Source organism: Arthrobacter methylotrophus, from assembly GCF_039539965.1.
GTDB classification, from domain to species: Bacteria; Actinomycetota; Actinomycetes; order Actinomycetales; family Micrococcaceae; genus Arthrobacter; species Arthrobacter methylotrophus.
Genome location: NZ_BAABED010000001.1, coordinates 2045717 through 2068266, shown reverse-complemented (window position 1 = coordinate 2068266; position 22550 = coordinate 2045717). Strand labels below are relative to the sequence as shown.

General features: G+C 61.9%; 24 protein-coding genes and 1 pseudogene. 17 read left to right on the top strand and 8 right to left on the bottom strand.

Going from position 1 to position 22550, the window contains the following annotated elements:
• Window position 1: 1 nt before the first annotated feature.
• On the bottom strand, window positions 2–1021 hold the full coding sequence (locus ABD884_RS10975) for a LacI family DNA-binding transcriptional regulator (RefSeq protein ID WP_345045325.1): 1020 nt from the start codon (window positions 1019–1021) through the stop codon (window positions 2–4).
• A 449-nt stretch (window positions 1022–1470) separates the two neighbouring features.
• Here ABD884_RS10975 and ABD884_RS10970 point away from each other — a divergent pair, with 449 nt between their 5' ends.
• Window positions 1471–1836, top strand: a complete 366-nt coding sequence (locus ABD884_RS10970) for a hypothetical protein (protein ID WP_345045318.1) — start codon at window positions 1471–1473, stop codon at window positions 1834–1836.
• A gap of 481 nt (window positions 1837–2317) precedes the next feature.
• Complete coding sequence (locus tag ABD884_RS10965; protein WP_345045313.1) at window positions 2318–3106, top strand: RNA polymerase sigma factor; 789 nt, start codon at window positions 2318–2320, stop codon at window positions 3104–3106.
• On the opposite strand, the gene ABD884_RS10960 is transcribed toward ABD884_RS10965, so the two are convergent.
• A complete protein-coding gene (locus ABD884_RS10960) occupies window positions 3098–3451 on the bottom strand; it encodes a hypothetical protein (RefSeq protein WP_345045306.1) in 354 nt (117 codons plus the stop codon). The two genes, ABD884_RS10965 and ABD884_RS10960, sit on opposite strands and share 9 nt — an antisense overlap.
• Window positions 3452–3456: 5 nt before the next feature.
• On the opposite strand from ABD884_RS10960, the gene ABD884_RS10955 reads away from it, so the two are divergent.
• Both ABD884_RS10955 and ABD884_RS10950 read left to right on the top strand, forming a co-directional pair.
• On the top strand, window positions 3457–3861 hold the full coding sequence (locus ABD884_RS10955; RefSeq protein WP_345045303.1) for a hypothetical protein: 405 nt from the start codon (window positions 3457–3459) through the stop codon (window positions 3859–3861).
• A gap of 129 nt (window positions 3862–3990) precedes the next feature.
• Window positions 3991–4518 (top strand): glycosyltransferase family protein, encoded by a 528-nt coding sequence (locus ABD884_RS10950; RefSeq protein ID WP_345045300.1) that lies wholly within the window; start codon window positions 3991–3993, stop codon window positions 4516–4518.
• On the opposite strand, the gene ABD884_RS10945 is transcribed toward ABD884_RS10950, so the two are convergent.
• Complete coding sequence (locus tag ABD884_RS10945) at window positions 4515–4766, bottom strand: hypothetical protein (RefSeq protein WP_345045297.1); 252 nt, start codon at window positions 4764–4766, stop codon at window positions 4515–4517. The two genes, ABD884_RS10950 and ABD884_RS10945, sit on opposite strands and share 4 nt — an antisense overlap.
• Before the next feature lie 14 nt (window positions 4767–4780).
• Between ABD884_RS10945 and wecB the strand changes: the two genes are divergently transcribed.
• Both wecB and ABD884_RS10935 read left to right on the top strand, forming a co-directional pair.
• Window positions 4781–6004 carry a non-hydrolyzing UDP-N-acetylglucosamine 2-epimerase gene (gene wecB, locus ABD884_RS10940; RefSeq protein ID WP_345045292.1) on the top strand — a complete coding sequence of 408 codons (1224 nt, stop codon included), beginning with the start codon at window positions 4781–4783 and terminating at the stop codon, window positions 6002–6004.
• 155 nt (window positions 6005–6159) lie between these two features.
• Entirely contained in the window at window positions 6160–6633 is a 474-nt protein-coding gene (locus ABD884_RS10935) for a DUF7793 family protein (protein ID WP_345045286.1), read from the top strand.
• Between the two features lie 58 nt (window positions 6634–6691).
• On the opposite strand, the gene ABD884_RS10930 is transcribed toward ABD884_RS10935, so the two are convergent.
• Together ABD884_RS10930 and ABD884_RS10925 are read right to left on the bottom strand one after the other, a co-directional pair.
• Window positions 6692–7270 (bottom strand): DsbA family protein, encoded by a 579-nt coding sequence (locus ABD884_RS10930; protein WP_345045282.1) that lies wholly within the window; start codon window positions 7268–7270, stop codon window positions 6692–6694.
• Between the two features lie 79 nt (window positions 7271–7349).
• Window positions 7350–7556: a hypothetical protein gene (locus tag ABD884_RS10925; RefSeq protein WP_345045277.1), complete on the bottom strand. Its 207-nt coding sequence runs from the start codon at window positions 7554–7556 to the stop codon at window positions 7350–7352.
• 34 nt (window positions 7557–7590) lie between these two features.
• On the opposite strand from ABD884_RS10925, the gene ABD884_RS10920 reads away from it, so the two are divergent.
• The 5 genes from ABD884_RS10920 (at window position 7591) to ABD884_RS10900 (ending at window position 13018) form a co-directional block, all read left to right on the top strand.
• Window positions 7591–9102 carry an MFS transporter gene (locus tag ABD884_RS10920; protein ID WP_035741951.1) on the top strand — a complete coding sequence of 504 codons (1512 nt, stop codon included), beginning with the start codon at window positions 7591–7593 and terminating at the stop codon, window positions 9100–9102.
• A 145-nt stretch (window positions 9103–9247) separates the two neighbouring features.
• Window positions 9248–10384, top strand: coding sequence for a type III polyketide synthase (locus ABD884_RS10915; protein ID WP_345045268.1), 1137 nt, complete (start codon window positions 9248–9250; stop codon window positions 10382–10384).
• Window positions 10384–11112, top strand: coding sequence for a class I SAM-dependent methyltransferase (locus ABD884_RS10910; protein ID WP_345045265.1), 729 nt, complete (start codon window positions 10384–10386; stop codon window positions 11110–11112). The genes ABD884_RS10915 and ABD884_RS10910 overlap by 1 nt, the downstream gene beginning before the upstream one ends.
• Window positions 11105–12247 carry an FAD-dependent oxidoreductase gene (locus ABD884_RS10905; RefSeq protein ID WP_345045261.1) on the top strand — a complete coding sequence of 381 codons (1143 nt, stop codon included), beginning with the start codon at window positions 11105–11107 and terminating at the stop codon, window positions 12245–12247. The genes ABD884_RS10910 and ABD884_RS10905 overlap by 8 nt, the downstream gene beginning before the upstream one ends.
• Window positions 12248–12340: 93 nt before the next feature.
• Entirely contained in the window at window positions 12341–13018 is a 678-nt protein-coding gene (locus tag ABD884_RS10900; protein WP_345045255.1) for a peptide deformylase, read from the top strand.
• 9 nt (window positions 13019–13027) lie between these two features.
• Here ABD884_RS10900 and ABD884_RS10895 read toward each other — a convergent pair whose 3' ends face one another.
• Window positions 13028–15034, bottom strand: a complete 2007-nt coding sequence (locus tag ABD884_RS10895; RefSeq protein ID WP_345045248.1) for a S9 family peptidase — start codon at window positions 15032–15034, stop codon at window positions 13028–13030.
• A gap of 68 nt (window positions 15035–15102) precedes the next feature.
• On the opposite strand from ABD884_RS10895, the gene ABD884_RS10890 reads away from it, so the two are divergent.
• From ABD884_RS10890 to ABD884_RS10865, 6 genes and pseudogenes are all read left to right on the top strand, one after another.
• Complete coding sequence (locus ABD884_RS10890; RefSeq protein WP_345045243.1) at window positions 15103–15957, top strand: methyltransferase domain-containing protein; 855 nt, start codon at window positions 15103–15105, stop codon at window positions 15955–15957.
• A 109-nt stretch (window positions 15958–16066) separates the two neighbouring features.
• Entirely contained in the window at window positions 16067–16516 is a 450-nt protein-coding gene (locus tag ABD884_RS10885) for an NfeD family protein (protein WP_345045239.1), read from the top strand.
• Between the two features lie 57 nt (window positions 16517–16573).
• Window positions 16574–17592, top strand: a pseudogene (locus tag ABD884_RS10880) (SPFH domain-containing protein).
• 215 nt (window positions 17593–17807) lie between these two features.
• Window positions 17808–18155 carry an RNA polymerase-binding protein RbpA gene (locus ABD884_RS10875; protein WP_028267272.1) on the top strand — a complete coding sequence of 116 codons (348 nt, stop codon included), beginning with the start codon at window positions 17808–17810 and terminating at the stop codon, window positions 18153–18155.
• 109 nt (window positions 18156–18264) lie between these two features.
• On the top strand, window positions 18265–18753 hold the full coding sequence (locus ABD884_RS10870) for a helix-turn-helix domain-containing protein (protein WP_241711087.1): 489 nt from the start codon (window positions 18265–18267) through the stop codon (window positions 18751–18753).
• A gap of 44 nt (window positions 18754–18797) precedes the next feature.
• A complete protein-coding gene (locus ABD884_RS10865; protein WP_345045231.1) occupies window positions 18798–19604 on the top strand; it encodes an IS3 family transposase in 807 nt (268 codons plus the stop codon).
• A gap of 77 nt (window positions 19605–19681) precedes the next feature.
• Here the strand turns inward: ABD884_RS10865 and ABD884_RS10860 are convergent, their stop codons facing one another.
• A complete protein-coding gene (locus ABD884_RS10860; RefSeq protein WP_345045229.1) occupies window positions 19682–20425 on the bottom strand; it encodes a polyprenol monophosphomannose synthase in 744 nt (247 codons plus the stop codon).
• A 439-nt stretch (window positions 20426–20864) separates the two neighbouring features.
• A complete protein-coding gene (locus ABD884_RS10855; RefSeq protein ID WP_345045226.1) occupies window positions 20865–22529 on the bottom strand; it encodes an amidohydrolase in 1665 nt (554 codons plus the stop codon).
• Window positions 22530–22550: the final 21 nt, after the last annotated feature.

The following is a 22550-nucleotide window of genomic DNA, read 5'->3' as shown; positions in this document are numbered from 1 at the left end:
CTTAGGACTGAGGAGGAGCCGTGCTTCCGCGAATAATCAGGGTGGGTTGTTCTGTCCGAGGAACGTGCAGCCCCTCGGGGTCGGTGATCTGTTGCAGCAGGTGGAACACTGCGCGCCGTCCGGTGTCCTGGAAGGGTTGCCTCACGGTGGTCAGGGGCGGGGTCGCGTAGGCGGAGAGATCGATGTCATCGATGCCGACGACAGAGACGTCCTCGGGGATCCGCCGCCCCATTTCGGTCAACGCGCTCATGACGCCGAAGGCCATTTCATCGCTTGCCACCAGGATTGCCGTCACTTCCGGCATCCGCCCCAGCAACAGGCCGTTGTGGTAGCCGGATGCCGGGCTCCAGTCTCCATACAGCACCGGGGGGACCTCTCGGTTGTCTTCCTGGAGCACGCGGCGCCAGGAAGACAACCGGGCTGATGCATCCGACCATTCCTGCGGGCCAGCAAGATGCCAGACGGTCCGATGACCCAGATCCAGAAGATGCCGGGTGGCCAGTACGACGGCGGTGTCCTGGTCGACGCCGACGGATTCGTCCGCCGTCCCGAAGGAACCGTCGATGGTCACTGTGGGAATTCGGGCAATGAGCTCGCGGATCCTGCTGGCTCCACCGAGCAGGGGAGTCGCAATGATGAGCCCGTCCACGCCCTGCAGAATCAGACGGTTCACGGCCTCCGTCAGGCCCTCCACGCTCAGACTGGACGCCGTGACCGAGTTGACGGCATAACCAGATTCCCGCGCCTCCAATTCGATGCCCAAGGCCAGCGAGGAGCGGGAATAGTAGTTGGTGGCCAAGGAAACCAGGCCGATTGTGTGGCTAAGGCCGGTGACCAGCGCCCGGGCGGTGTTGTTGCGCCGGTATCCGAGCTGTTCGACGGCTTGGAGCACCCGGTCTCGGGTGCCCTCCTGAACATTGGGATGGTTGCTGAGGACGCGGGAGACGGTCTGAGCCGAAACGCCCGAAACGCGCGCCACATCGAGCATTGCCGGGGCCCTGTTTGCCCGCGTTTTGGCCATGTTTTCCTCCAGGGTGAGGCGGGGCTTCCAAAAGTCAGTCACCGCCAAGTCAACCATAACAGTCGTAACACGCCGCCCGGCACAGGGCAAGGCTGTCTATCAGTAGCGCCGGCGGGGTCCGACGTCCACGGCTGAACGCGGATCTGTGAGGATGCAATAAAGACGGGTCACATAGGGACTTGACGGCACCGGATCCTGGGTTCAAAGTAGACCTAGCAACTTCAAGTTATCGATAACATTCGGGGGGTGCAGCGTGGGCCCAAACCCAGCGCACCAACAAGACCCCCGGCCAAGCAAAGGACCCGGCCAATGCAAAGGAACACCCCTGCCTGCATGTATGTATCGAACCAGCATTCCCCCTTTTCTCTACCGACTGCCGTTACTCGCCATTGTCGGCAGCAGGGTCGACCAGGGCCGCCACTTCCCTTCACCGAACTGCTGGAGGGCCAATGACCACTACGTTGGAGCAACGAACCCTGCGTGTTTCAGCGATGATTGCGGCCGCAGCTTGTCTGACGATGGGATTAGGGACGCCGGGTGCCAATTCGGCCACTGACACGGTTACCGGAACAACTTACGATGTGTCCTCCGGCGCCGTTGTCCAGCACGGGAATGCCAAGGACACTCCGGCGAATCCGTTTATAGATCGCGACGGGACATTCTATTTCCAGCAGTCAGTAGCACAGTATGCAAAGACGGGCCCACAGACGTGGGATTTTTACTCTGGAACGCACTTCGACGACGCCACCCGGTCATCGATCAGCGATGCGGTAAACCCTAGCGATTCGACGGACAAGAACAACGTCACCACCTAGCGCTGTGACAACAGCCCGACCGATGCGACCGGGACTTACACGAACCCTGTGGTTCCCGAATCGTTGCCCAGACATCTACGCCGGAAATAGCGCAGACAACACGCGGCTAATTATCGGGGACTGCAAGAGCGACACCAGCCAGCTATGGACCACTCCCTAGAAGAATCCAAAAGAAGCCCGGTTCAGGTGCCGGACGGATCATGCCCCTGAACCGGCTCATGCCAGCCTCCCACCTGACGACAACGGCGCGATTCCAGGCATCTCGCCGCAATGGATGCAACAACTCATCGAAGAGCCCCCGCCTGGATGACATAGCAAGGAGAAGGGCCTGACCCATACGTGGTTACAGGCCTCTCAGCTCGGTATCAGTCAGCCGCCAACCGGCCCAGATACACAGGTCACTGAAGGTCCGCCCCGATTCGCATATCCCCAAGAAGGTTGCGAAAGGGATGACCCAAAAACCTTTTCCAGGAGACATAAGTTGACCCAAGAAACGCGTTCTAGTCCCACGCAACCAAGGCCGTGGCACCTCGAGGGACTTAGCGATGGAGAGTTGCTGGAAGCCGTACGCGCAGGTTCCTCGGAAGAATACGGCATCCTCTTCGAGCGCTACCGGCGAACCGCCCTCAGGGTCGCCAGCCGCTATTCGTCAGACACACATTTAGCCGAAGACGCTGTCCATGAAGCCTTTGCCTCGATCCTGTCCGCCATTCGTTCAGGTTTTGGCCCCAGCCAAACCTTCGGCCCATACCTGTACTCCAGCGTGATCAATGCGATGCGGCGTCTCAACCTCAGAAAACTGCGGGAGAAACCGATGGACATAGAGACGCTCGAGGGCGCTATTGGCAGAACCGATGAACGCTTCGCGGGAGTCACAACTGATGACCTTGTCCAGACAGTGTTGCGATCATTACCGCCCCGGTGGCAGGAAGTCCTCTGGTATCTCGAGGTCGAAGCTATGGCTCCCAGAGAAGTCGGACCAATCCTCGGTTTGACGCCGAACGCAACCGTTGCCCTCCATCGCAGGGCCAAAGTCGGACTGAGGCTAGGGTACCTCAGAGAGTTGCTCCCCACGGCTGAAAATCCCGCCTGTCACAATACATCCAAGCTCATCCCCACCTATGCGCTGGGCATCCTCAAGGACAAGCAGATAGTGAAAATGAAAGAACATCTCAAGTCCTGCACCAACTGTGCAACGTCCCTGTCGGAAGTACTTGAAGCCGGCATCCAAAGACGCTCACCAGTTGCTCCCGGATCCACGTCAGGCTAGCCCCGCGGCTGGAGACTGCGGCAGAATCGCGGGTACCCGCCGCACCCCCGCCGCTACAATCGTAGGCTGCTGAATTGCGTCAGCGCCGAGAGAACGCACACCTTGGGCAAGCTCGTCGAGTTCGAAGAAATGGATACAACAGCCAAGGCCTTCGCCGCCAAGGACTTGGATTTCCCCGCCGGTACGCAGCCGGAGGGGCGGATCAAAAGAACCTCTCGGGAACGCCGTCACATCCAAGACCCGCCCGGCTATATAACCGGCGCCCCCGAGGAAACTGACCAGACCGGGACGAAGCGGCCAGACGTCCGTGGGAGGGCCGCAAGGAGAAGAATCAATGTGTTCCATCACCGGTGAGTCCGCGCCCGACGGGTCGTCGCACCTGTGCTGGCCGCGGCTTCCATCGCCATGGCATCAATAGCCAATATTTCCGGTTCTCTCCGACGGTCGCCATGGACCTTGCCGCCACCCTTGGAACACAGTCCGCGCCAGCGGCCATGCAGATCGACAACAACGGCACGGTGGACGTGAATATCGTGCCGTCCGCCTCGACCCCCATGATTGACCCGCTAGTCGGGCTCGGTGCCAGGGTTCTCGGGGGCGGCGTCCCGCCGGCCAGCGTAGCAGCCGGAACCATGCTCGCCTTGACGGGGTTCACCGCTACCGGAGCCCGCATCGCAGGCTGCGGGCTATTGGCAGCCGGCTTGCTGCTCGTGCGCACTAAATACATCCTCCGTCGCAACGGGCAACAAAGCTAAGAAACCCGAGCGAGGCCGGGTGCGGTTGCTTGCTAACAGTGCAACAGCACCCGGCCTCGTCAGCGCTCACTCCACTCGCCCATAGAGCGGAGACGATCAGCAGGAAGCGGACATCGCGGGCCTCACCTCATGAGTGCGATCTCAACAGCACTTGTCGTGTCCTTTTGCATCCACGTCCTATCCATCCTCGTCCCGACCAACCGCTGGGCTGGTCCACGCCCGCTTGCTACCGACCCGTCCATACATCTCATACAACGCACCCACCTGAACGCGCGCACGGGCGAGGGTGGTGCCTTGAATTCCGCTTACTCTGCGTTGGACGATTTCCTACCGCCAGACGCGGATCGTGACAAGGCGATTGTGTGCGTGGTCAACGCTGACGGTGAAATGGCTGCCAATACCTTGGAGCAGGTCGCCGGACGGGACCTTTTCGGGGACCCGGCCGTAGGTGCAGCCCAGATCATCGCCTGGATGAAGAACCGCAACGACCGCAGTCCGTTGCCCGAGCTCGGCAGGCTCGTCAACGCCGCCGCACGTTACCTGATCCGCATGCAGGACATGGAATTCCGAAACGCGATCGCAGCGCAGTCACTATGCGAACGCACCAGGACAGTGGGCTTGGGAGGGAATAGCCAATTCACCCGCTGGCAGAATTAGACGCGATCAGCCCCGAGGCTGGCAAACCGTGGAACGGTTCCGTCAGTCAATAAGCCCTCAGCAGTTTCAGCCGCTTCGCTACCCAAAGAACGCGCTGGTCCGAGGGCAACATCCAGCGTGTCCGCGCCTGCCGGAACCGGGCAACTTCGGCCCGTCATTTTCCCGGCCCACGAGGCTACTTGCCCGTGAAACACCATTCGTACCGCGACACCGTTGCCCCAACGAGAGAACTGACGCTGTTGCACCACTCAAGGAGTAAGTAATGATCGATTCCGACGTCGCCGTCGTAATGGGTACGCGACCCGAAATGATTAAGCTAGCGCACGTCGTCCGGCATCTGGGCGAGCGTGCACGGCTGATCCACACCGGGCAGCACTTTGATGATGAGCTCTCTGGCCAAGTACAGAAACACTTGGGACTTCCGGGGCCGGACGTTGTGCTCGACGGAGTCGGCGGGCAGGACCGTGCCACCCAGATCTCCACCTGCATGACTGGGCTCGCAACAGAGTTCGAGCGAAGGCTACCTTCGGCCGTCATTGTCCAAGGTGATACCAACACTGTCTCGGCTGCTGCCCAGACCGCCAACTACGCCGGAATCCCGGTCATCCATGTCGAAGCCGGGTTGCGGTCGTATGACCGAGCTATGCCTGAAGAAATCAATCGGCTCGTGACCGGGACGCTGGCGGATGTCCACTGCGCCGCCACCCTGAACAACCGCAAGAACCTGTTCTTCGAAGGCGTCGACAGCAACCACATCACTGTCACCGGGAACACCATTGTCGAAGCCACGGAAGCATCTCTCGCCCTGGCGGACAGCTTCGCCAGTACCACCGGCAAGAGCAATCTTCCTTTGAGCTTCGGCCGGGACTATGTACTCGCCACGATCCACCGGCCGGAAAACACCGACACCCGGGACGCCCTTGAACGGATACTTTTGGGCCTGACCGAGATCGTCGTGCCAGTATTGTTCATCGCCCACCCGCGCACCCGCGCCGCAATACGAAAGTTCGGCCTGGACCACTACGCCGAACGCCTGTCGGTTGTTGACTCCGTGCCGCACCACGAATTCCTACGCCTCGCCCGCTCGGCTAGCTTGCTGGTTTCGGACTCAGGCGGCCTGCAGGAAGAATGTACTGTGCTCAAGAAGCCACTGCTTGTCATCAGGCGCAGCACCGAAAGGCCCGAGTCCATCGAAGCCGGCTTCGCCCAGCTGATCACGCCCGGAGAAAGCATCAGCGACGCCGCAAACCATCTACTCATCGGCAACCCTGAACAGGCATTGGCTTCCGTCCCCTCCCCCTACGGTGACGGCATGGCCAGCAACCGCATTGCAGCCATCGCCCTCGGAATTGCCGACGGCGCCGCCCCGAGAGAAGCAATTGCCGAAACCAATTCGCTCTATCCCCTCACGATTGCGTTCCGGTTTACATCTGGACCTGTCGAAACACGCCGGGCCGACCGACTTCCCCGCTGGGACTGGATGTAGTCCACGCGTAGGCCCTGGGAGCGGGTTAACGTGAGATAACGCGGTTCTTCGACACCGAACCTGTTCGCGGGTAGCCTAGGCTGTACTCGGCTCCGGCGGATTCCGGGTGGGGCTGCGTCGACGGGGTCGCAGTTGAATCAATTCTGGGGGATTTGATGACGATGCTGATCCAAGACGAGGCTGAACTGCACCTTCCAGCGAAGGTGAATCCTGATTCCGACGTGACCGGCGCAGAACGCGGCCCGGAACCGTCCTCTGCAAACCCGCCGAACGTCACGGTGGAGGACACTGGGGAAGGGATCGTCCTGATCACTTTGCGTCCGGGAGGGCGGATCAGCGCTGAGGACGGGACCTTGGTCCAAGAACGGTATCTGGCGTTGACGGGTGGCGCGGGCGCTGCAGTATTGCTAGAAATCACGGGCGTCGAGCATGTCAGCCGCGAAGCGGTCCGCTACTTCAGCGAAGCGGTGACCATCACAGCCTTCGCGATCCTGGGCAGCACTCCCGTGGACCGTGTCATTGCGCACGGTCGGCGCGGGCTGCCCTTGCCGCCGTGCCCGAGCCGGTACTTCTCTGATAAACAAGACGCTCTCGCATGGCTACACGTCCGGCGCCGAACGGCGGGATGAGCTCCGCCAAGGCCGTAAGGTGGAGTTCCTCCGCGGACTGGCCCTGGCGTTGGCCTGTTTAGCTGGCTAGTGCAGCATCGAGAGGCACTTTGATCTCGTCATAGGTATAGGAATCCAGGCGCAGCATCTTGCCGTTGAGGATCAACGAAGGTGTACCGCGCAGTCCAAGTGCGACAGCATCGGAATAATCCCTGCTGATCCGTTCTTGAACTGCGGCCGAGGTATAAGCGGCCGCAAATTTCTCGGCGTCCAGTCCCAACCGCTGCGCGTATTCAGTGAACACCGGTTGAGGATCCGCTGCTTTCGACCATTCCTCCTGTCCACCGAGAACCAATCCCATCATTTCCGAGAGCTTGCCCTGGGATGCCGCGGCCTCCACGGCTTGTGCACCGGGTCCGGCGTTCTGGTGCATCGGCAGCGGGAGGTTCCGGACCACCACATTGATGCGGCCCGCGTAGTCGTTCGCGACCTGGCGAATCAAAGGATCAATCTCGGCGCAGTAGGGGCATTGGAAATCAGTGAAGAGCACCAACGCGGCTTTCGCGTTGGCGCTCTTCAGAAGATGATGTGAATCCGCTCGAGCCAGGACGGCGCTTTCCTGGGAAGGGCGCGCGATGCTAGCTGATGAAGTCGGCACTGGCGACGGTGCAGAACAGCCAGTTAGTAGAACTCCCGCAAGAGCGGTGGCGGCCAAAGCTAGACGGCGTGGGGATTTTCTACGCATGGTGAGATTCTTCCACATGGTTCCTGCCTGCGGTCAGGCTTGAGGAATATGTGAGGAAGGACACCGTCGCGGCCGACGTTCGCACCAGATCCAGGCCCCTCGATCGCTCAGATCCTCGCGGAATTTCAGGCGGAGGGTGCCAATTTCGCCTCGTCTTGGAGTAGCTTGATCTTATTGCGCCACCCGTCAACGAAGCCACGGGACTGTCCTACCTCTCCGAGGATGCGTGAACCATGAGCACTTCCCAGTTCCCGACAAAAACCGAAACCCAGTGGAAGCCAAACGATGCATGGCTGATCGGCATCGTCCTGGCGGTCATCAACTTCTGGCTGTTCGCGCAGACCCTCCTCAACGTCATCCCGGGCATCCAAGGATCACTGGGGATCGAGCGAACCCTGGGAAACCTCGCGGTGTCGATCACCTCGCTGTTCTCAGGCATTTTCATTGTGGTTGCCGGCGGGCTGGCGGACCGGCTGGGGCGCGTCAGGATCATGAACATCGGCATCTACCTGAGCATCCTCGGGTCCCTCCTGATCGCCCTGACCCCCGAGAACGCCGGCGGCCTCACGGCGACAGCGCTGTTGGGCGGCCGAATCGTCCAAGGCCTCTCGGCAGCGTGCATCATGCCGTCCACTATGGCCCTGGTGAAGAACTACTATGAGGGGAAGGAGCGCCAGCGGGCGTTGTCTTTCTGGTCGATCGGTTCGTGGGGCGGCTCCGGCTTCTGCGCCCTCTTCGGTGGCCTGATGGCGACATCATTCCTGGGCTGGCGGTCCATCTTCTGGATCTCGATCGTCCTCTCAGTGATCGCATTATTCCTGCTACGGGGCACCCCGGAATCCAAGTCGGCTGCGAAAGCCGGCGGATCATTCGACTGGGGCGGCATGGTGAGCCTCATCATCGCGCTCGTGGCACTGAACGTGTATATCTCGCAAGGCCCTCGGATCGGCTGGCTGAGCTGGACCGGAATCGGACTCCTCGTCGTCGCGGTCGTGGCTGCACTGGTGTTCTTCGGAATCGAGACGAGCAGGAACAATCCGGTCCTGAACCTAAAGCTGTTCCGCAACCCGACGTTCGCCGGCGCGACCCTCTCGAATTTCCTGCTCAATGGCGCGGCCGGGACACTGATCGTCGCCCTTGGCCTGGTCCAGGTCGCCGCAGGCTTGTCCTCGTTGCAGTCCGGCCTGCTGACCCTCGGCTACCTCGTGGCGATCCTGGCAACCATCCGCGTCGGGGAGAAACTGCTACAGCGCTTCGGGCCCAAGCGGCCCATGATCTGGGGCAGCGCGATCGCCGGCATCGGAATCCTGTTGACGTCAATGACCTTCACCCTCATCGGGCAATACATTGTGTTGGCCGTCATCGGTTTCACATTGTTCGGCATCGGCCTCGGCTTCTACGCGACACCGTCCACGGATGCGGCCCTCTCGAACGTGCCCGACGACGAGGCCGGTGCCGCCGCCGGCATCTACAAGATGGCCTCCTCACTGGGCAACGCGATCGGCGTCGCCGCCTCCGCGGCCCTCTACGTGGCCGCCCAGGCCATGGACCCGGCCACCATCCGGTCCTGGGGACTGTTCATCGGAAACCAGGAAAACGTTGGCCTTCGCTTCGGCGGGGCCATCGGCATCCTGTTCAACCTCCTCATGGTGGTGGTCGCCATCATCGCCATCATGATCACGGTGCCGAACGAGCGGCCAGCCAAACGGCCGGAGGTCCCTGCTACGCCATCGCTAGGAAGCTGATTCCGAGCTGAGTTCCTCCACGCTCGACCCGCTCGACCCGCGGCTCAGCGAAATTACACACCACACGGCAACATCAAATGTTCAAAACGACCACAATTCCGCCCTTTGCCATTGTCAACGGCATATTCGTCGCCAACAATGAAGCATGCCGGTCTACGTGAGGTCTCTGGAAACTGCCGTACCGCCCACAGTGCTCGTACAGCCACAAGCACGTGACGTCTTTGCATCCCAACCTGGCTTGACGCGGCTCGGATCCCGGCTCGTGAAGACCTGCTTCGATTCAGCCGCCATTGACACCCGATTCACCGCCGTCGCCGAACTGACCTTAGAAAACCATTCCGAAAATCCGTCGTTCTTCGACCCCGTCTCGGGCCAGGTCCTGAGCCCCAGCACCAAGGTCCGCAACGAGATCTTTGCCGTCGAGGCCACCAAGCTGTTCATTGAGGCCGCCAAAGCCGCCGTCGGGAAATGTCCTGATATCGATTTACTCGACATAACTCACGTCATCACGGTGTCGTGTACCGGATTCTTCAACCCCGGACCCGATTACAAGGTGGTCCGTGCACTCGGGCTCAGCCCGGCGGTGCAGCGCTATCACCTGGGTTTCATGGGCTGCTACGCCGCGTTCCCCGCTCTCCGCGCAGCCCGGCAATTCTGTCAGGCTGACCCCTCAGCAGTCGTCCTCGTTATCTGCGTGGAGCTTTGCTCTCTCCACGTCCGCACCTCGAATGATCCGGACACCATCATGGGTTCGGCGATCTTTGCGGACGGTGCGGCGGCCGCCGTCGTGACTTCCCGCGAACCTGAAGGGCCGGACCCGGTGATCAGGCTGGATCATTTCGAGACAGTCCTGACACCCGTTGGCGAAGAAGCCATGGCCTGGAACATCGGTGACGAAGGCTTCGAAATGATTCTCGGAACATACGTGCCGCACATCATCGAGGAGCACATCACCGGAGCGCTCGAACCCCTGCTTGCACGGGATTCCTCCTTGGCCGGACTCCCCTACCGGGACATTACCCATTGGGCCATCCACCCCGGCGGCCGCAGCATCCTTGACAAAGTCGAATCGAAACTTGAACTCACCGAAGAGCAGCTCGTCCCAGCGCGCGAAGTCCTCCGCAACTACGGCAACATGAGCAGCGCCACCGTGCTCTTCGTCCTGAAACACATTCTGGGACAAACCCCGGCACAGCGTGAAGAACGCATCTGTTCCATGGCTTTCGGGCCCGGCCTCACGGTTGAGACGGGACTGTTCACCCGCGTTTCCCCTGCATTGTGATGTCCGCCTTCCCACGCCCTGGCGGCTTTCTCGGCGCGCGGGACCTGACAGCCGTTGAAGACATGGACCGCCCCGATTGTGAGATCGTCCGCCTGAACAGGAGTTACTCGCGGTTTGCGCTGGTCAACGCTGTGGTGTCTGGTTGGCGGAATACGTACAGCTCCAAAATCAAGCCATTGCTCACGACGGCGGTGCCCACCACGGTCCTCGACATCGGCTGCGGCGGTGGTGACGTCGCCCGAAGCCTTGCGCGCCGGGCGGCGGCAGACGGTTATCGGCTGGACGTCACCGCAATCGATCCGGACGAGCGTGCCTTCCACTTCGCGAACTCCGCGGCGCCAGTCGAGGGCGTGCGCTACCGAAGAGCGTTCAGCTCGGAGCTCGTAGCGGAAGGGCTCACCTACGACATCATCATCTCCAACCATGTCCTGCACCACTTGGCCCCTCCGGAACTCGCTTCCTTCCTTCGCGATTCCGAACACTTGTGCCGACAGCTTGCCCTGCACAACGACCTGACGCGCAGCTCCCTCGCGTACGCGCTCTTCTGGGCCGCCTTCTGGCCGCTCGGCCTTGGCTCCTACATCCACGGTGACGGCCTCACCTCCATCAGGCGGAGCTACACAGCAGCGGAACTCCGGGCTGCCACTCCCCCCGTCTGGATGGTAGAACCCAGCGGCATGTGGCATAACTTGCTGATCTACCGGCCGGACGAGGCTCCCGATGTTTGACGTCGTGGTGGTCGGTGCAGGGCCGGTCGGGCTCTATATCGCTGCCCTGCTGCTGCAACTCGGGCACCGGGTTGCAGTTCTGGAGCGACACGTGACAACGAGCCGCCAATCCCGCGCCATCGGAATCCATCCCCCCGCACTCGCGGCCCTCGACGCCGTAGGTGCCGCGCACACGCTGGTCTCCTCCGGCATCCGGATCACCCACGGTGCCGCATACAGCGGCGGCCGAAGAGTAGCCGACATGGACTTCGCCCGCCCCTCGGCTGAGTACCCCTTCATCCTTTCCGTTCCGCAATATCTCACCACCCGGACTCTTGAGTCCAGGGTGCAGGCCCTCGATCCTGCTGCGCTTCGTCGCGGGGTGCACGTTGAGGAAGTCGTCGACGACGACGGGTGCCTGCGTGTGCGTGGACAGCAAGACGGTAGCGCGGTGGAGTTTTCGGGCCGCTTCGTCATTGCAGCCGACGGTGTCCATTCCGTCGTGCGCGGGGGGCTGGGACTGGAGCCACGGCTGCGCACCTATCCCGACTACTACGTGATGGGCGACTTCCTGGACGAATCGACGTACGGCAACAAGGCCGTCCTATTCCTCGAGCCGGGCGGAATTGTGGAGTCATTTCCGCTGCCGGGCGGAATCCGCCGGTGGGTAGTCCGGCTCGGCGCCCCGTGTGCGGAACCCACTCCGCATACGCTCGCCGCCCTCATCAAGAAACGGACCGGGAGCGCGGTGGACTCCGCAAGCAATACGATGATCAGCGCATTCGGTGTCACCTCACGCCTGGTCTCCCGAATGGTTCACGGACGAATTTCCCTGCTCGGCGACGCCGCACACGAGATCAGCCCGATCGGCGGCCAAGGGATGAACCTGGGCTGGTTGGATGCGGCTGCCTTGGCGCCCATAATCAGCGATGCCTTGCGCACAGCAGCAAGAAGTCCGGCTGCCAAGGAACTCGCGGACTTCGAACGGGACAGGCAGCGCGCCGCAAAGAAAGCCATCTGGCAGGCCAGCCTGAACATGGCGCTGGGCCGTCCCCTTCCCCCGAAGATCCTCAGCGCACGCAACGCGCTGATCGGCCGTGCCATCACCTTTCCGCTGTTCTCGGAGCTGGTGGTCCGACGATTCACGATGCACTAGGCACTGATCTCCGCCCAACCGCGAGCGGGTCGGACGCCGGAGCCCTGATGGGTTGCCCGGACGGTTGGCGGGCCATCCCACTAAGCTCAATCCATGGACTTTGAGACCCGCCCCTTGACTGCCGGCCCGGATACGCCGTTTACCGCCGCCGAGATCCGCACCGCGGTTCAGGAGCTCCTCGGTCTCGACGGCCTCCCGCCTATCGTGCAAGTCGGCCATCCCGTGTTACGGCAACACGCCGCGCCTTATGATGGCCAGCTAAAGGACACCGAACTGGCGCAGCTCATCGAACGCATGCGGGATGTCATGCATGCCGCCCCAGGCGTGGGACTCGCAGCACCGCAGCTCGGCATTCCCTTGCAGCTGGCTGTGCTCGAGGACCATTTCGATATCGATCCGATTGCATCGGAGATCCGGCAGAGGACGCCCTTGAGCTTCTTCGCGATCCTTAATCCCAGATACCAGCCTCAGGGAACGTCTACCGCGTCCTTCTATGAAGGATGCCTGTCGATGCGTGGATTCCAGGCTGTGGTTTCGCGGCACCGCGATGTTCATCTGCACTACCAGCGTCCCGATGGGAGTGCCGCCTCGGCCGAATTCTCCGGATGGCAGGCCCGGATAGTCCAGCACGAGACGGACCACTTGAACGGAGGACTCTATCTGGACAGGGCCGAGCTGCGTTCCTTGGCCAACGATGCGGAATACACCGCCCATTGGGCGTACCCCGGAATCGACGAGGCACGCCACGGGCTGGGATTCCTCAACCCTTAGCCGTGGAGTTCAAACTTCGGGGTTCGCGGCTGACGGCAAGTGCTTTGCCCACCACGCGAGAACCTGTTCGAAGCGTTGACGCCGGTGATGTGGGGCACCGGAGCGTGAAAGCTCGTGGTCCTCTCCTGGGAAGAGGAGCAATGCCGTGTCCACACCCTGTGCCTTGAGCGCGGTGAAGTAGCGCTGGCCCTGTTCAACCGGGCATCTGAGGTCGTTTTCGCTGTGGATCACCAGAGTGGGCGTTCGAACGGAATTCACGACGGCCATGGGGCTTTGGGCTGCCATCTCCTCGGGTGAGCCACCCGTGTATTGGCCGCCGAAGAACCAGCCGATATCCGAGGAGCCGACGAAACTCACGGGATCAAGGAATCCGCGTTCCACAATCGCCGCCTTGAAGCGGTGTTCATGTCCGATGATCCAAGCGGTCAGATATCCGCCGTAGGACCCTCCCATGATCCCGATCGCGTCTTTGTCCATCGTCGGAAAAGCGTGCAGTGCACCGTCCAGGAAGCTCAGGACGTCCGCCATGTCGACGGTCCCCATCTTTTCCTTGATGGCGCCACCGTGGGCCTGGCCGTATCCGGCCGATCCGCGGGGGTTGCACATCAGCACGGCGTATCCGGCCGTGGCGTAGACCTGGGCTTCGTCGAAGAAGGCAACCGTGTATTGCGAGAAGGGACCGCCGTGGATGGTGAGCAACACCGGGTGGGGGCCGGAGCCCTCAGGCAGGACCGCCCAACCATGGACCGGATAGCCATCCTTGCCGTTGGCGGTGAATTCCCGGGGTTCGAGAATGGTTGCTTCAGCCCTGAGCGCGCTGGAAAAATCGGTGAGCAAGCGCAGCCCGCCCTGTTCCAGCACGCCGAGCTCGCCGTTGCTGGAAGCGTCGCTGACACTGACGGCCACGGTGTCTCCCACCATCGAGACACCCGATGCCACTCGCGGCCCCTCGAGCAGGACCTTGCTCTCGCCGTCGGCCGTCCATTTGATCAGCTGCACGCTGCCACGGCTGGGGTTGAGCGCAAGCATGCCGTCCAGCCCGAAGGGTACGAGGCGGCCGGAAAGGTCCTGGTTTTCGACGTCGCTGAGCATCGAGGCCTCACCGCCGCGGACGGGAATTGCATACAGTGCCGTGTTCCTGGCCACGAAGTCCAGTCCGTCGTCGCCGAGGTCCTGCGCCGTAAAGAACAGCCATTCGCCGCTTCCGGATTCGCAGACCTCGTGGACGGACTGGGGTGCAGCGTCAGGACGCACGGCCGTGAACTCGCCACCCGCGGCCGGGACCCGATAGATCCCCGAGGCGATATCGGCGTCGTGCCCTTCGTGGAGCGACGCGACAAAGTAGACGCTCCCGCCGTCCCGGCTGAACGAGGGTGAGGTGTGGTCGGCTTTACCGAACGTCAACTGCACCGGCGTTGGCAGCAAGCTGAACGCATCAGCTCCGCGTTCTTTCGCAGCCCGCCCCACGGGAACCACTGCCGGTTCCGCCCCAAGCTCCGGGACGTCGACGGCGAACAGTTGGGCGGGCTTGTCCGCCGTATAGCCCAGCCCGTTGAGCCTGTATTGCTTGTCGGTGATCATCCGGGGGTCCTCGTTACCCGCCCCGACTCCGTCGACCGTTCCGTAACGGCCTTCTTCGGGAACCCGCGAGGAGAACACGATCCTGCTCGAATCGGGCGCCCAGGAAAATTCCGAAACTCCTAATTTCTGCTCTGTAAGAGCCTGCGGCTCCCCGCCGTCGGCTTCCACGACATGCAGTTGCGGCTTGCCGTCCGCTGTCGCCCGGAGGAACGCCAATGCCCTGCCGTCAGGCGAGAAGGCAGGCGCGGTGTCCCTGAATCCGCGGGTGATCCGGCGTGGCAGCATCGCTGGGTCGAAAGGAACGCTCCAAAGTTGTCCAACGTAGGCGTCGGCGTCAAAATCGGGCCGGGTAACCGACACGACAGCACGGGTGCCATCGGGATGGGCGGCAGGGGAAGAGACAGAGTTCAGCAGCGGGAGTTGTTCGGCTTTCACGCTGGTGAGCCTAGCGGCCGTCCGGGCACAACGATACGTGCCACTCCGGCCACCGTAGGATTGTCGATATGCTTTCCGATGCCGTCCCTTCCCTGCGCTGCCCGGTCTGCCAGGGTACTTTCGCGCTGAGCCCGGAAGCGCCTTTTTCGTTGATTTGCGCCGCCGGCCACGGTTTCGACGCCGCCAAGCAGGGCTACTTCAACCTGCTGACAGGCAAGGGCACCGTTTTCGAAGCAGACACGGCAGAGATGGTGGCTGCTCGCAATGACTTCCTGGCTGCCGGCCACTACGCTCCCCTGGCTGAAGCCATCGCGGAGTTGGCAGCACCGGTCCTGTCCGCGCCGGGCTCCCTCGTCCTGGATTCGGGTACCGGCACCGGCCACTATCTGCGCACGGTGTTGGACCGTACTCCCGCGGCAGCCATTGGTATAGATATCTCGAAGTTTGCCCTCCGCCGGGCAGCACGGCTGAATCCCGGCGCCATCAACCTGGTGTGGGACATCTGGCGTCCCTTGCCGCTCGCCGACCGTTCCGCGGATGCCGTCATCGTGGTCTTTGCGCCCCGGAATCCGCCGGAGTTCGCCCGCGTGTTGCGGCCGGGCGGCCGGCTAATCATCGTGACTCCCCGCACCGGACACCTTGCGGAGATTGCAGAACGGACTGGAATGTTAGGCATTGAGCCGGGCAAGGACGAACGTCTGGCCGAATCCATGCAGGGACTCTTGGTTCCCGGCGAATCCCGTCAGCTCGATCTGGACCTGGTTCTCAATGGACGGGACATCGCCGATGTCGCCTTCATGGGACCCGCAGGCCACCATCTTGAGCGCTCGTCCCTCATCGCCTCGACGGCGGCGGAACCGTCGGTTCATGCCACGGCGAAGTTCAGCCTCACCGTCCTCACTTCCCCCGAAAGCGGCTCCTAACGCGAAACTGCACACCGGGCTAGGATGGAAAAATAGCGACTGTGATCTTGCCGACGCTGCAGTCCGGATCAGGCCGGCTGCCGCCGGAAGTCCGGAAACAGGGGGAACGATGTTTGAATGGCTTGGCAGCAACTGGTGGGCTCTCTGGCTCACAGTTTTCCTCGCATTTGCCGTCGTGGAAATGCTGACGCTTAGCTTCTTTTTCATCATGCTCGGAGGCGGGGCGCTCGCTGCCCTTGTCGCTGACTTCGCCGGAGCCGATCTGTGGTTGCAGATCGTTGTCCTGTGCGTCGTGTCACTACTGATGATCGCCTTCGTTCGCCCCATCGCCCTGAAACATTTGCGGAAGGGGCCCGCCGAGCAACGAACCAACGTGGACCGCCTGATCGGCCAGTCGGCGCTCGTCATGGAGCCCGTCACGGCGACCGGAGGACTGGTGAAGATCGGCGGTGACGTGTGGACCGCCCGCAGCGCCGCGGGAATCATCGACGCCGGCCAGACAGTGCAGGTCACCAAAATTGACGGCGCGACGGCGGTCGTTACCTCCGCCGAAGAGTAATCGCCGCGCTGCCACTCAAGTCCACTAAAATGCGTCACTGGGGAATGAAGGAGCTGTATGGATAGCTTGGGAGGAACCGCAGCCGCGATTGTGCTGCTAGTTCTCGTCATATTTGTGATTATTGTGTTGGTCCGCTCGATCAGGATCATTCCGCAAGCGCGCGCAGGCGTCGTAGAACGTCTGGGTAAGTACCAGAGAACCCTCAACCCGGGCTTACCATCCTGATCCCGTTCGTCGACCGCCTGTTGCCGCTGCTGGATCTTCGCGAACAAGTGGTCTCCTTCCCGCCACAGCCGGTCATCACCGAGGACAACCTGGTGGTCTCGATCGACACCGTGGTCTACTTTCAGGTGACGGATCCGCGGGCGGCGACGTATGAGATCGCCAACTACATTCAAGCTGTTGAGCAGTTGACCACCACGACCCTCCGCAACGTGGTGGGTGGCCTGAATCTCGAAGAAGCGCTCACTTCCCGCGACCAGATCAATGGTCAGCTTCGCGGCGTCTTGGACGAGGCCACGGGACGCTGGGGAATTCGGGTTTCGCGCGTGGAGCTCAAAGCCATTGATCCGCCCCACTCCATCCAGGATTCGATGGAGAAGCAGATGCGGGCCGAACGCGACCGGCGAGCTGCCATTCTGACGGCGGAAGGTACCAAGCAGTCGCAGATCCTCACGGCCGAAGGCCAGCGACAGGCTGCAATCCTTGCCGCAGAGGGGGACGCAAAGGCGGCTATTCTCCGTGCCGATGGTGAAGCACAGGCTATTCAAAAAGTCTTCGACGCCATCCACAAGGGCAATCCCGATCAAAAGCTGCTCGCATACCAGTACCTTCAGACCTTGCCTAAGATTGCGGAAGGATCGTCCAACAAACTGTGGATCATCCCCAGCGAGGTCGGTGAGGCGCTCAAGGGGATTGGCGGCGCACTGGGAGGCGTCAACGGTGGGAGCGGCGTCGCGGACTTGTTCAGCGATTCCGCGAAGCCGCCAGCCGGTGTTGGCGCGCCGGCGACTACGACGGCCGCGGGTTCCGGACATGCTGAATCGACGCCGCCAACTCAGGAACCGCCAGCGTAACCACAAACGGTCCAAGCCCTCTCACTTTGTCCTCCGCGCTTCGATCCGCGTATAATGGTGTATTTGTCCGGTCGGTTCAGTCCGAACGGAACATTAACGCTTGGCCACGCGTTTCATCTAGTGATGCAACGTGTGCATTCAGTAGCCCGGGCGGCGTGGATACGGCGCCCGGCTAGCGCGGAGCCTCGCTCCGTGAACAGACAGAGGGAGTAATCATGAGCGATCGCAGCCTGCGGGGCATGCGTCTTGGCGCCCAGAGCATGGAAACCGAATCCGGTGTGGAGCCGGCACCGCGCCAGCGGGTCGAATACCGTTGCGCAGACGGAGAGCAGGTCTTCGTTACCTTCTCGTCCGAAGCGGAGATTCCCCCTGTTTGGGTTTCCAAGACCGGCAAGGAAGCGCTCCTGGTTGATGGCGAACGCCCCATTGACACCAATGAAAAGGCCGTCCGCACGCACTGGGACATGCTGCTGGAACGCCGCAGCCTCCCCGAGCTCGAGCAGATCCTCGAGGACCGCCTGAACATCCTGCGCGAACGTCGTGGGGAACGCCGCTCGGCTTAACGGCAAAGTTCGGGGCACAGTCCCGAGACAAAGGCCGGGTCCATGCTCTTTGAACTGCTCCCCGAAAGTTGGACTGAGAATTCAGTTCTGACTTACGGGGAGCAGTTTCATGTTAAAAAGCAGTTCGTTGTCCGAGGAGCAGCGCGCGGCCGCGGTAGCGTTGTTTGAGACCGGTTGGGGCGCGAAGTCCGTTGCCACAAAGCTCGGGGTGAGCAAGCGGGCCATAGGCCGGTTATATGACCGGTGGAGAGTTCGCGGAGGTACAACGCTAGTGGCCAAGCCAACCAAGCGGCAGTTTTCGTTTGAGTTCAAACTCGCTGTTGTGCAGCGGTTTCTGGCTGGAGAGACCCAGGTGGCCTTGGCGCAGGAGTTCCAGCTGTCGTCCCCGCTTCTGATCAAGAAGTGGGCAAGCCTGTATCGGAATGAAGGCGAAGACGGACTGCGTCCGAAGCCCAGGGGCCGCCCGAAGTCGCCTTTCGAGGCGCCGTCGCAGCCTGAGTCAGAACTGCAAAGGTTGCGCCGTGAGAACGAGCGCTTGCGGGCAGAGGTGGCGTTCCTGGGAAAAGTGCAGGCCTTGAGGGACGAGGATCCGCGGTAAAGGTCCGCGCCGTCATCGCTCTCAAGGCCCAACACCGCCTGGAATTGCTCCTGGACATCGCTGGCATTGCCCGCTCGACGTTCTTCTATCACCAGGCCCGGCTCCAGGCCCCCGATCCGCAAGAGGCTCTCAAGAGCGCGGTCACGGAGATCTTTAAGAAGAACCATGGCAGGTACGGGCACCGACGCGTCCACATCGAGCTGGCCAGGCAAGGCTGGAGGACCGCGAAGAAGACCGTGCTGAAGCTGATGCGGACACTCGGGCTGGTCTGCAAGGTCCGGCGGAAGAAGCGCTACAACTCCTACCGCGGCGAACAAGGCGCCGTCGCTCCGAACGTGCTCAACCGGGATTTCGAAGCGACCGCCCCGAACCAGAAGTGGGTGACGGACGTGACCGAATTCAGCGTCGGCGATCGCAAGCTCTACCTCTCACCGGTCATGGACCTCTTCGACCGGCAGATCATCTCGTACACCCTCGGCATCTCGCCGAACCTGGAGCTCACCAACACATCGCTGAGTAAGGCGCTGACGACCCTCAAGGACGGTGAGAAACCGCTGGTGCATTCCGACCAGGGATTCCAGTACCAGCATCACTCCTGGCGGACTCTCCTCAGCGTTGCCGGAGCGGTCCAATCAATGTCACGCAAGGCCAAATGCTACGACAATGCCGTGATGGAAAACTTCTTCGGTCATCTCAAAGAAGAACTCTTCCATCGTGTCCGGTTCATCAGCACCGACGCACTGACAGCGGCACTGCACGAGTACATCCGCTGGTACAACACCGAACGGATCTCGACAAAGCTCGAGGGCCTGAGCCCGGCGCAATACCGTTCCCAGGCCCTCGCGGCTTAGGATCTTACTTAGCCAGTCCAACTTTCGGGGACCAGTTCACTTCGCAGAGCGCGGACCCGGCCTTTGTCTGCCATGGTCTACTTTGACACCGGGGTCTTCTTCCGGGTCAGTGCGGCCCAACGGGAGGCCATCCCCCACTTGGTGACGTTGATCATGGCCTCAACAACAATGTTGCCACTCATCTTCGAAGCACCGAGTTCGCGCTCCACGAAAGTAATGGGACGCTCGACGATCTTCAGACCGAGTTTGGCAACCCGCCACGCCAGATCAACCTGGAATCCGTATCCGACCGATTCGACTTGGTCCAGCTTGAGCGCCTCCAGGGTACTGCGACGGAACGCGCGGTAACCGCCGGTGATGTCCTTGATCTTCAGGCCAAGCATGATCCGCGCATACGTGCTGCCCGTGCGCGAAATTGCTTGGCGGTAGAGAGGCCAGTTGACGGTGCCTCCACCGGGAACCCATCGTGAGCCCATGGCGAGGTCGGCTCCGTCGTTGATTGCATCGAGCAGCAACGGCAACTGCTCGGGCTGGTGCGAACCATCGGCATCCATCTCGACAAGGACGTCGTAACCCGCGGCCATGCCCCATTTGAAGCCGGCAACGTACGCCGCCCCGAGGCCTTCCTTGCCCTTTCGGTGCAGGACGTGGACTTGGCTGTCCTCGGCCGCGATACTGTCGGCGAGTTGTCCCGTGCCGTCAGGGCTGTTGTCGTCGACCACCAGGACGTCGGAGGCGGGCACAGCCACCCGCAGCCGTCCGAGGGTCTTGGGCAGCGATTCCAGCTCGTTGTACGTGGGGATGATCGTCAGGACACGCAAGAAGAGGCCTTTCCTTGATGGAGCGGTCAGTGGGCCGGAGCGGCAGCGTGGCTGGCATTCAGGCGCGACTATCCATTATAGGACGACAATCTTGACTGCTCCGGGCCACTTGTGGTGCTCGCCACAACGGATGTGCTTGGCCGCAGGCAGGTCCACAAGCCCAGGTCCAGTGCCGGCCCGTGTGGTGAAGTCGGGGCCGAACCGTTTTCTGCTGCATAGCGGACCTGCCCACTACGAGTGCCACGGTCCTGGAACAACGGGTCCGTTGCCTGTTCTTGACGAGGGAACCGGACCGCGGCCAGGCAACCAGGTATTCCCTGTGGCAGCCTGTTGACACTAGATGCTACGGGCTTCACAAATCCTGTCAAGCACCGGCTGAACGGAGGCTTTATTCATCGACGCACGCCAGGGGCCTCTCTGGCGCATCAGGATTCTGCGACTATGACCGCAAAGTTTCGCTGGCGAAGACCTCCTGGCCATCCCGCACGGTCTGCAGGCAGACAGGATCGCTGCCGCTATCCAGCGCCGGGAGAAGGGGCGTCCGGGCACGCGGATCCGTGGACCAGGACTGCACTCGGCCATCGGCCACCTGGACCATCAGTTCTTCAACTTCCCAGACGGCAAAGCTAGCGGGGGCACCGGGGACCAATTGCCCCAAAAGGGGATTGCGCTGTTTGCTGGCGCGCCAACCTGCCCGGGTGTGTCCCAGGAAGGCCGCCCGCGCCGAAATGCGTTGATCAGGGTTGCTGTGCTCCAGGCATGCCCGGACACTGGACCACGGCCGCAAGGGGGTGACCGGGCTATCACTTCCAAAGCACACCGGTACGCCGGCGGAGTAATACGAGCCGAACGGATTCATCGTTGCACTTCGCGCACCTAGGCGTTGCTCATACAGCTTTCCTGCACCACCCCAGGCGGCGTCGAAGGCTGGTTGGGCACTTACCGTGATCGAATGCTTGGCCAATCGGGCGAGATCGTCGTCATCGGCCATTTCCACATGTTCGAGGCGATGTGCGGCGGCACGGACCCGCTGCTCGCCCACCTCCGACGCCGCAATGTCGAAGGCATCCAACGCCGTCTTCAGTCCGGCGTCACCTATGACGTGGAACCCGGCCTGGATACCCAGCCCTGAACAGGCTGCGATGTGGCGGGAAGCCTGCTCCACGGAGAGATAAAGGCTTCCACGATGACCCGGTGCATCGGCGTAGTCGGAGCTGAGGGCAGCCGTCCGCGACCCGATGGACCCGTCGATATTCAAGTCACCTGCCAAGCCAAGGACGGAGACGTCCAAGCGTTCCAGAATGGATTCGGCATGTTCTTCCGACGTAGCTAATTCGCCCCAATAGGGCAGGATCTCGGGCAGCACCATTTCACCGGTATTCCACGATGCCGACATGCGGAGGTCCTCAATACTGCAGAAGTGCGGGGCCGCCATTTCCGCCAGCGCGACATAGCCGTTGGCCGCCGCCTCGCGGAGCGCGAGTTCCTGATACCGGCGGCGCTCGGCTTCGGGGAGCTGCCTGGCGGCCCGGCGCGCGGCAGTGTGGGCGGCCCTTAGGACGTGCGCGGAACCGTCATACCCGTCAAGGCCGTTGAGGCCCGCATCGGATGCCAAAGAGGTTGATACCAGAGCCGAGTGCGCGTCGACGCGCGCTAAATACACCTTGCATCCGCCGGCGGCGCGTTCGAGTTCCTCCGGTGTGGGAAAGGTCCTGTCCCACCACGTTGATTCGTCCCAGCCATGGCCAAGCACGGCGCCTGCGGGGCCAAGAGCTGTTGCCGCGTGGGCGACGGCGTCGAGCAGCTCCCGCCCAGACCGGACCCCGGCCAGCTGGAGGGAATCGGAAGCGATACCGGTCTCGGTGAGATGCATGTGGGAATCGACGAAACCGGGAGCCAGCAGGGCTCCTCGAAGGTCGATGACTTCCATCGAGGAATCCGCAATCGAGGTCGCGGCCTGCTCCGAACCGACCCAGGCAACCGTGTCTCCGTCAATCAGCATTGCCGTCGCGAAGGGGTCCGCCGCAGTGTAGACGGAGCCGTTCCGGTACATCGTGACCTTGCGCGGCTGGGTAGTGGCGGCGGGCACGCCTGGATGGATCATGGAATTGCTCCTTGCTGGAAT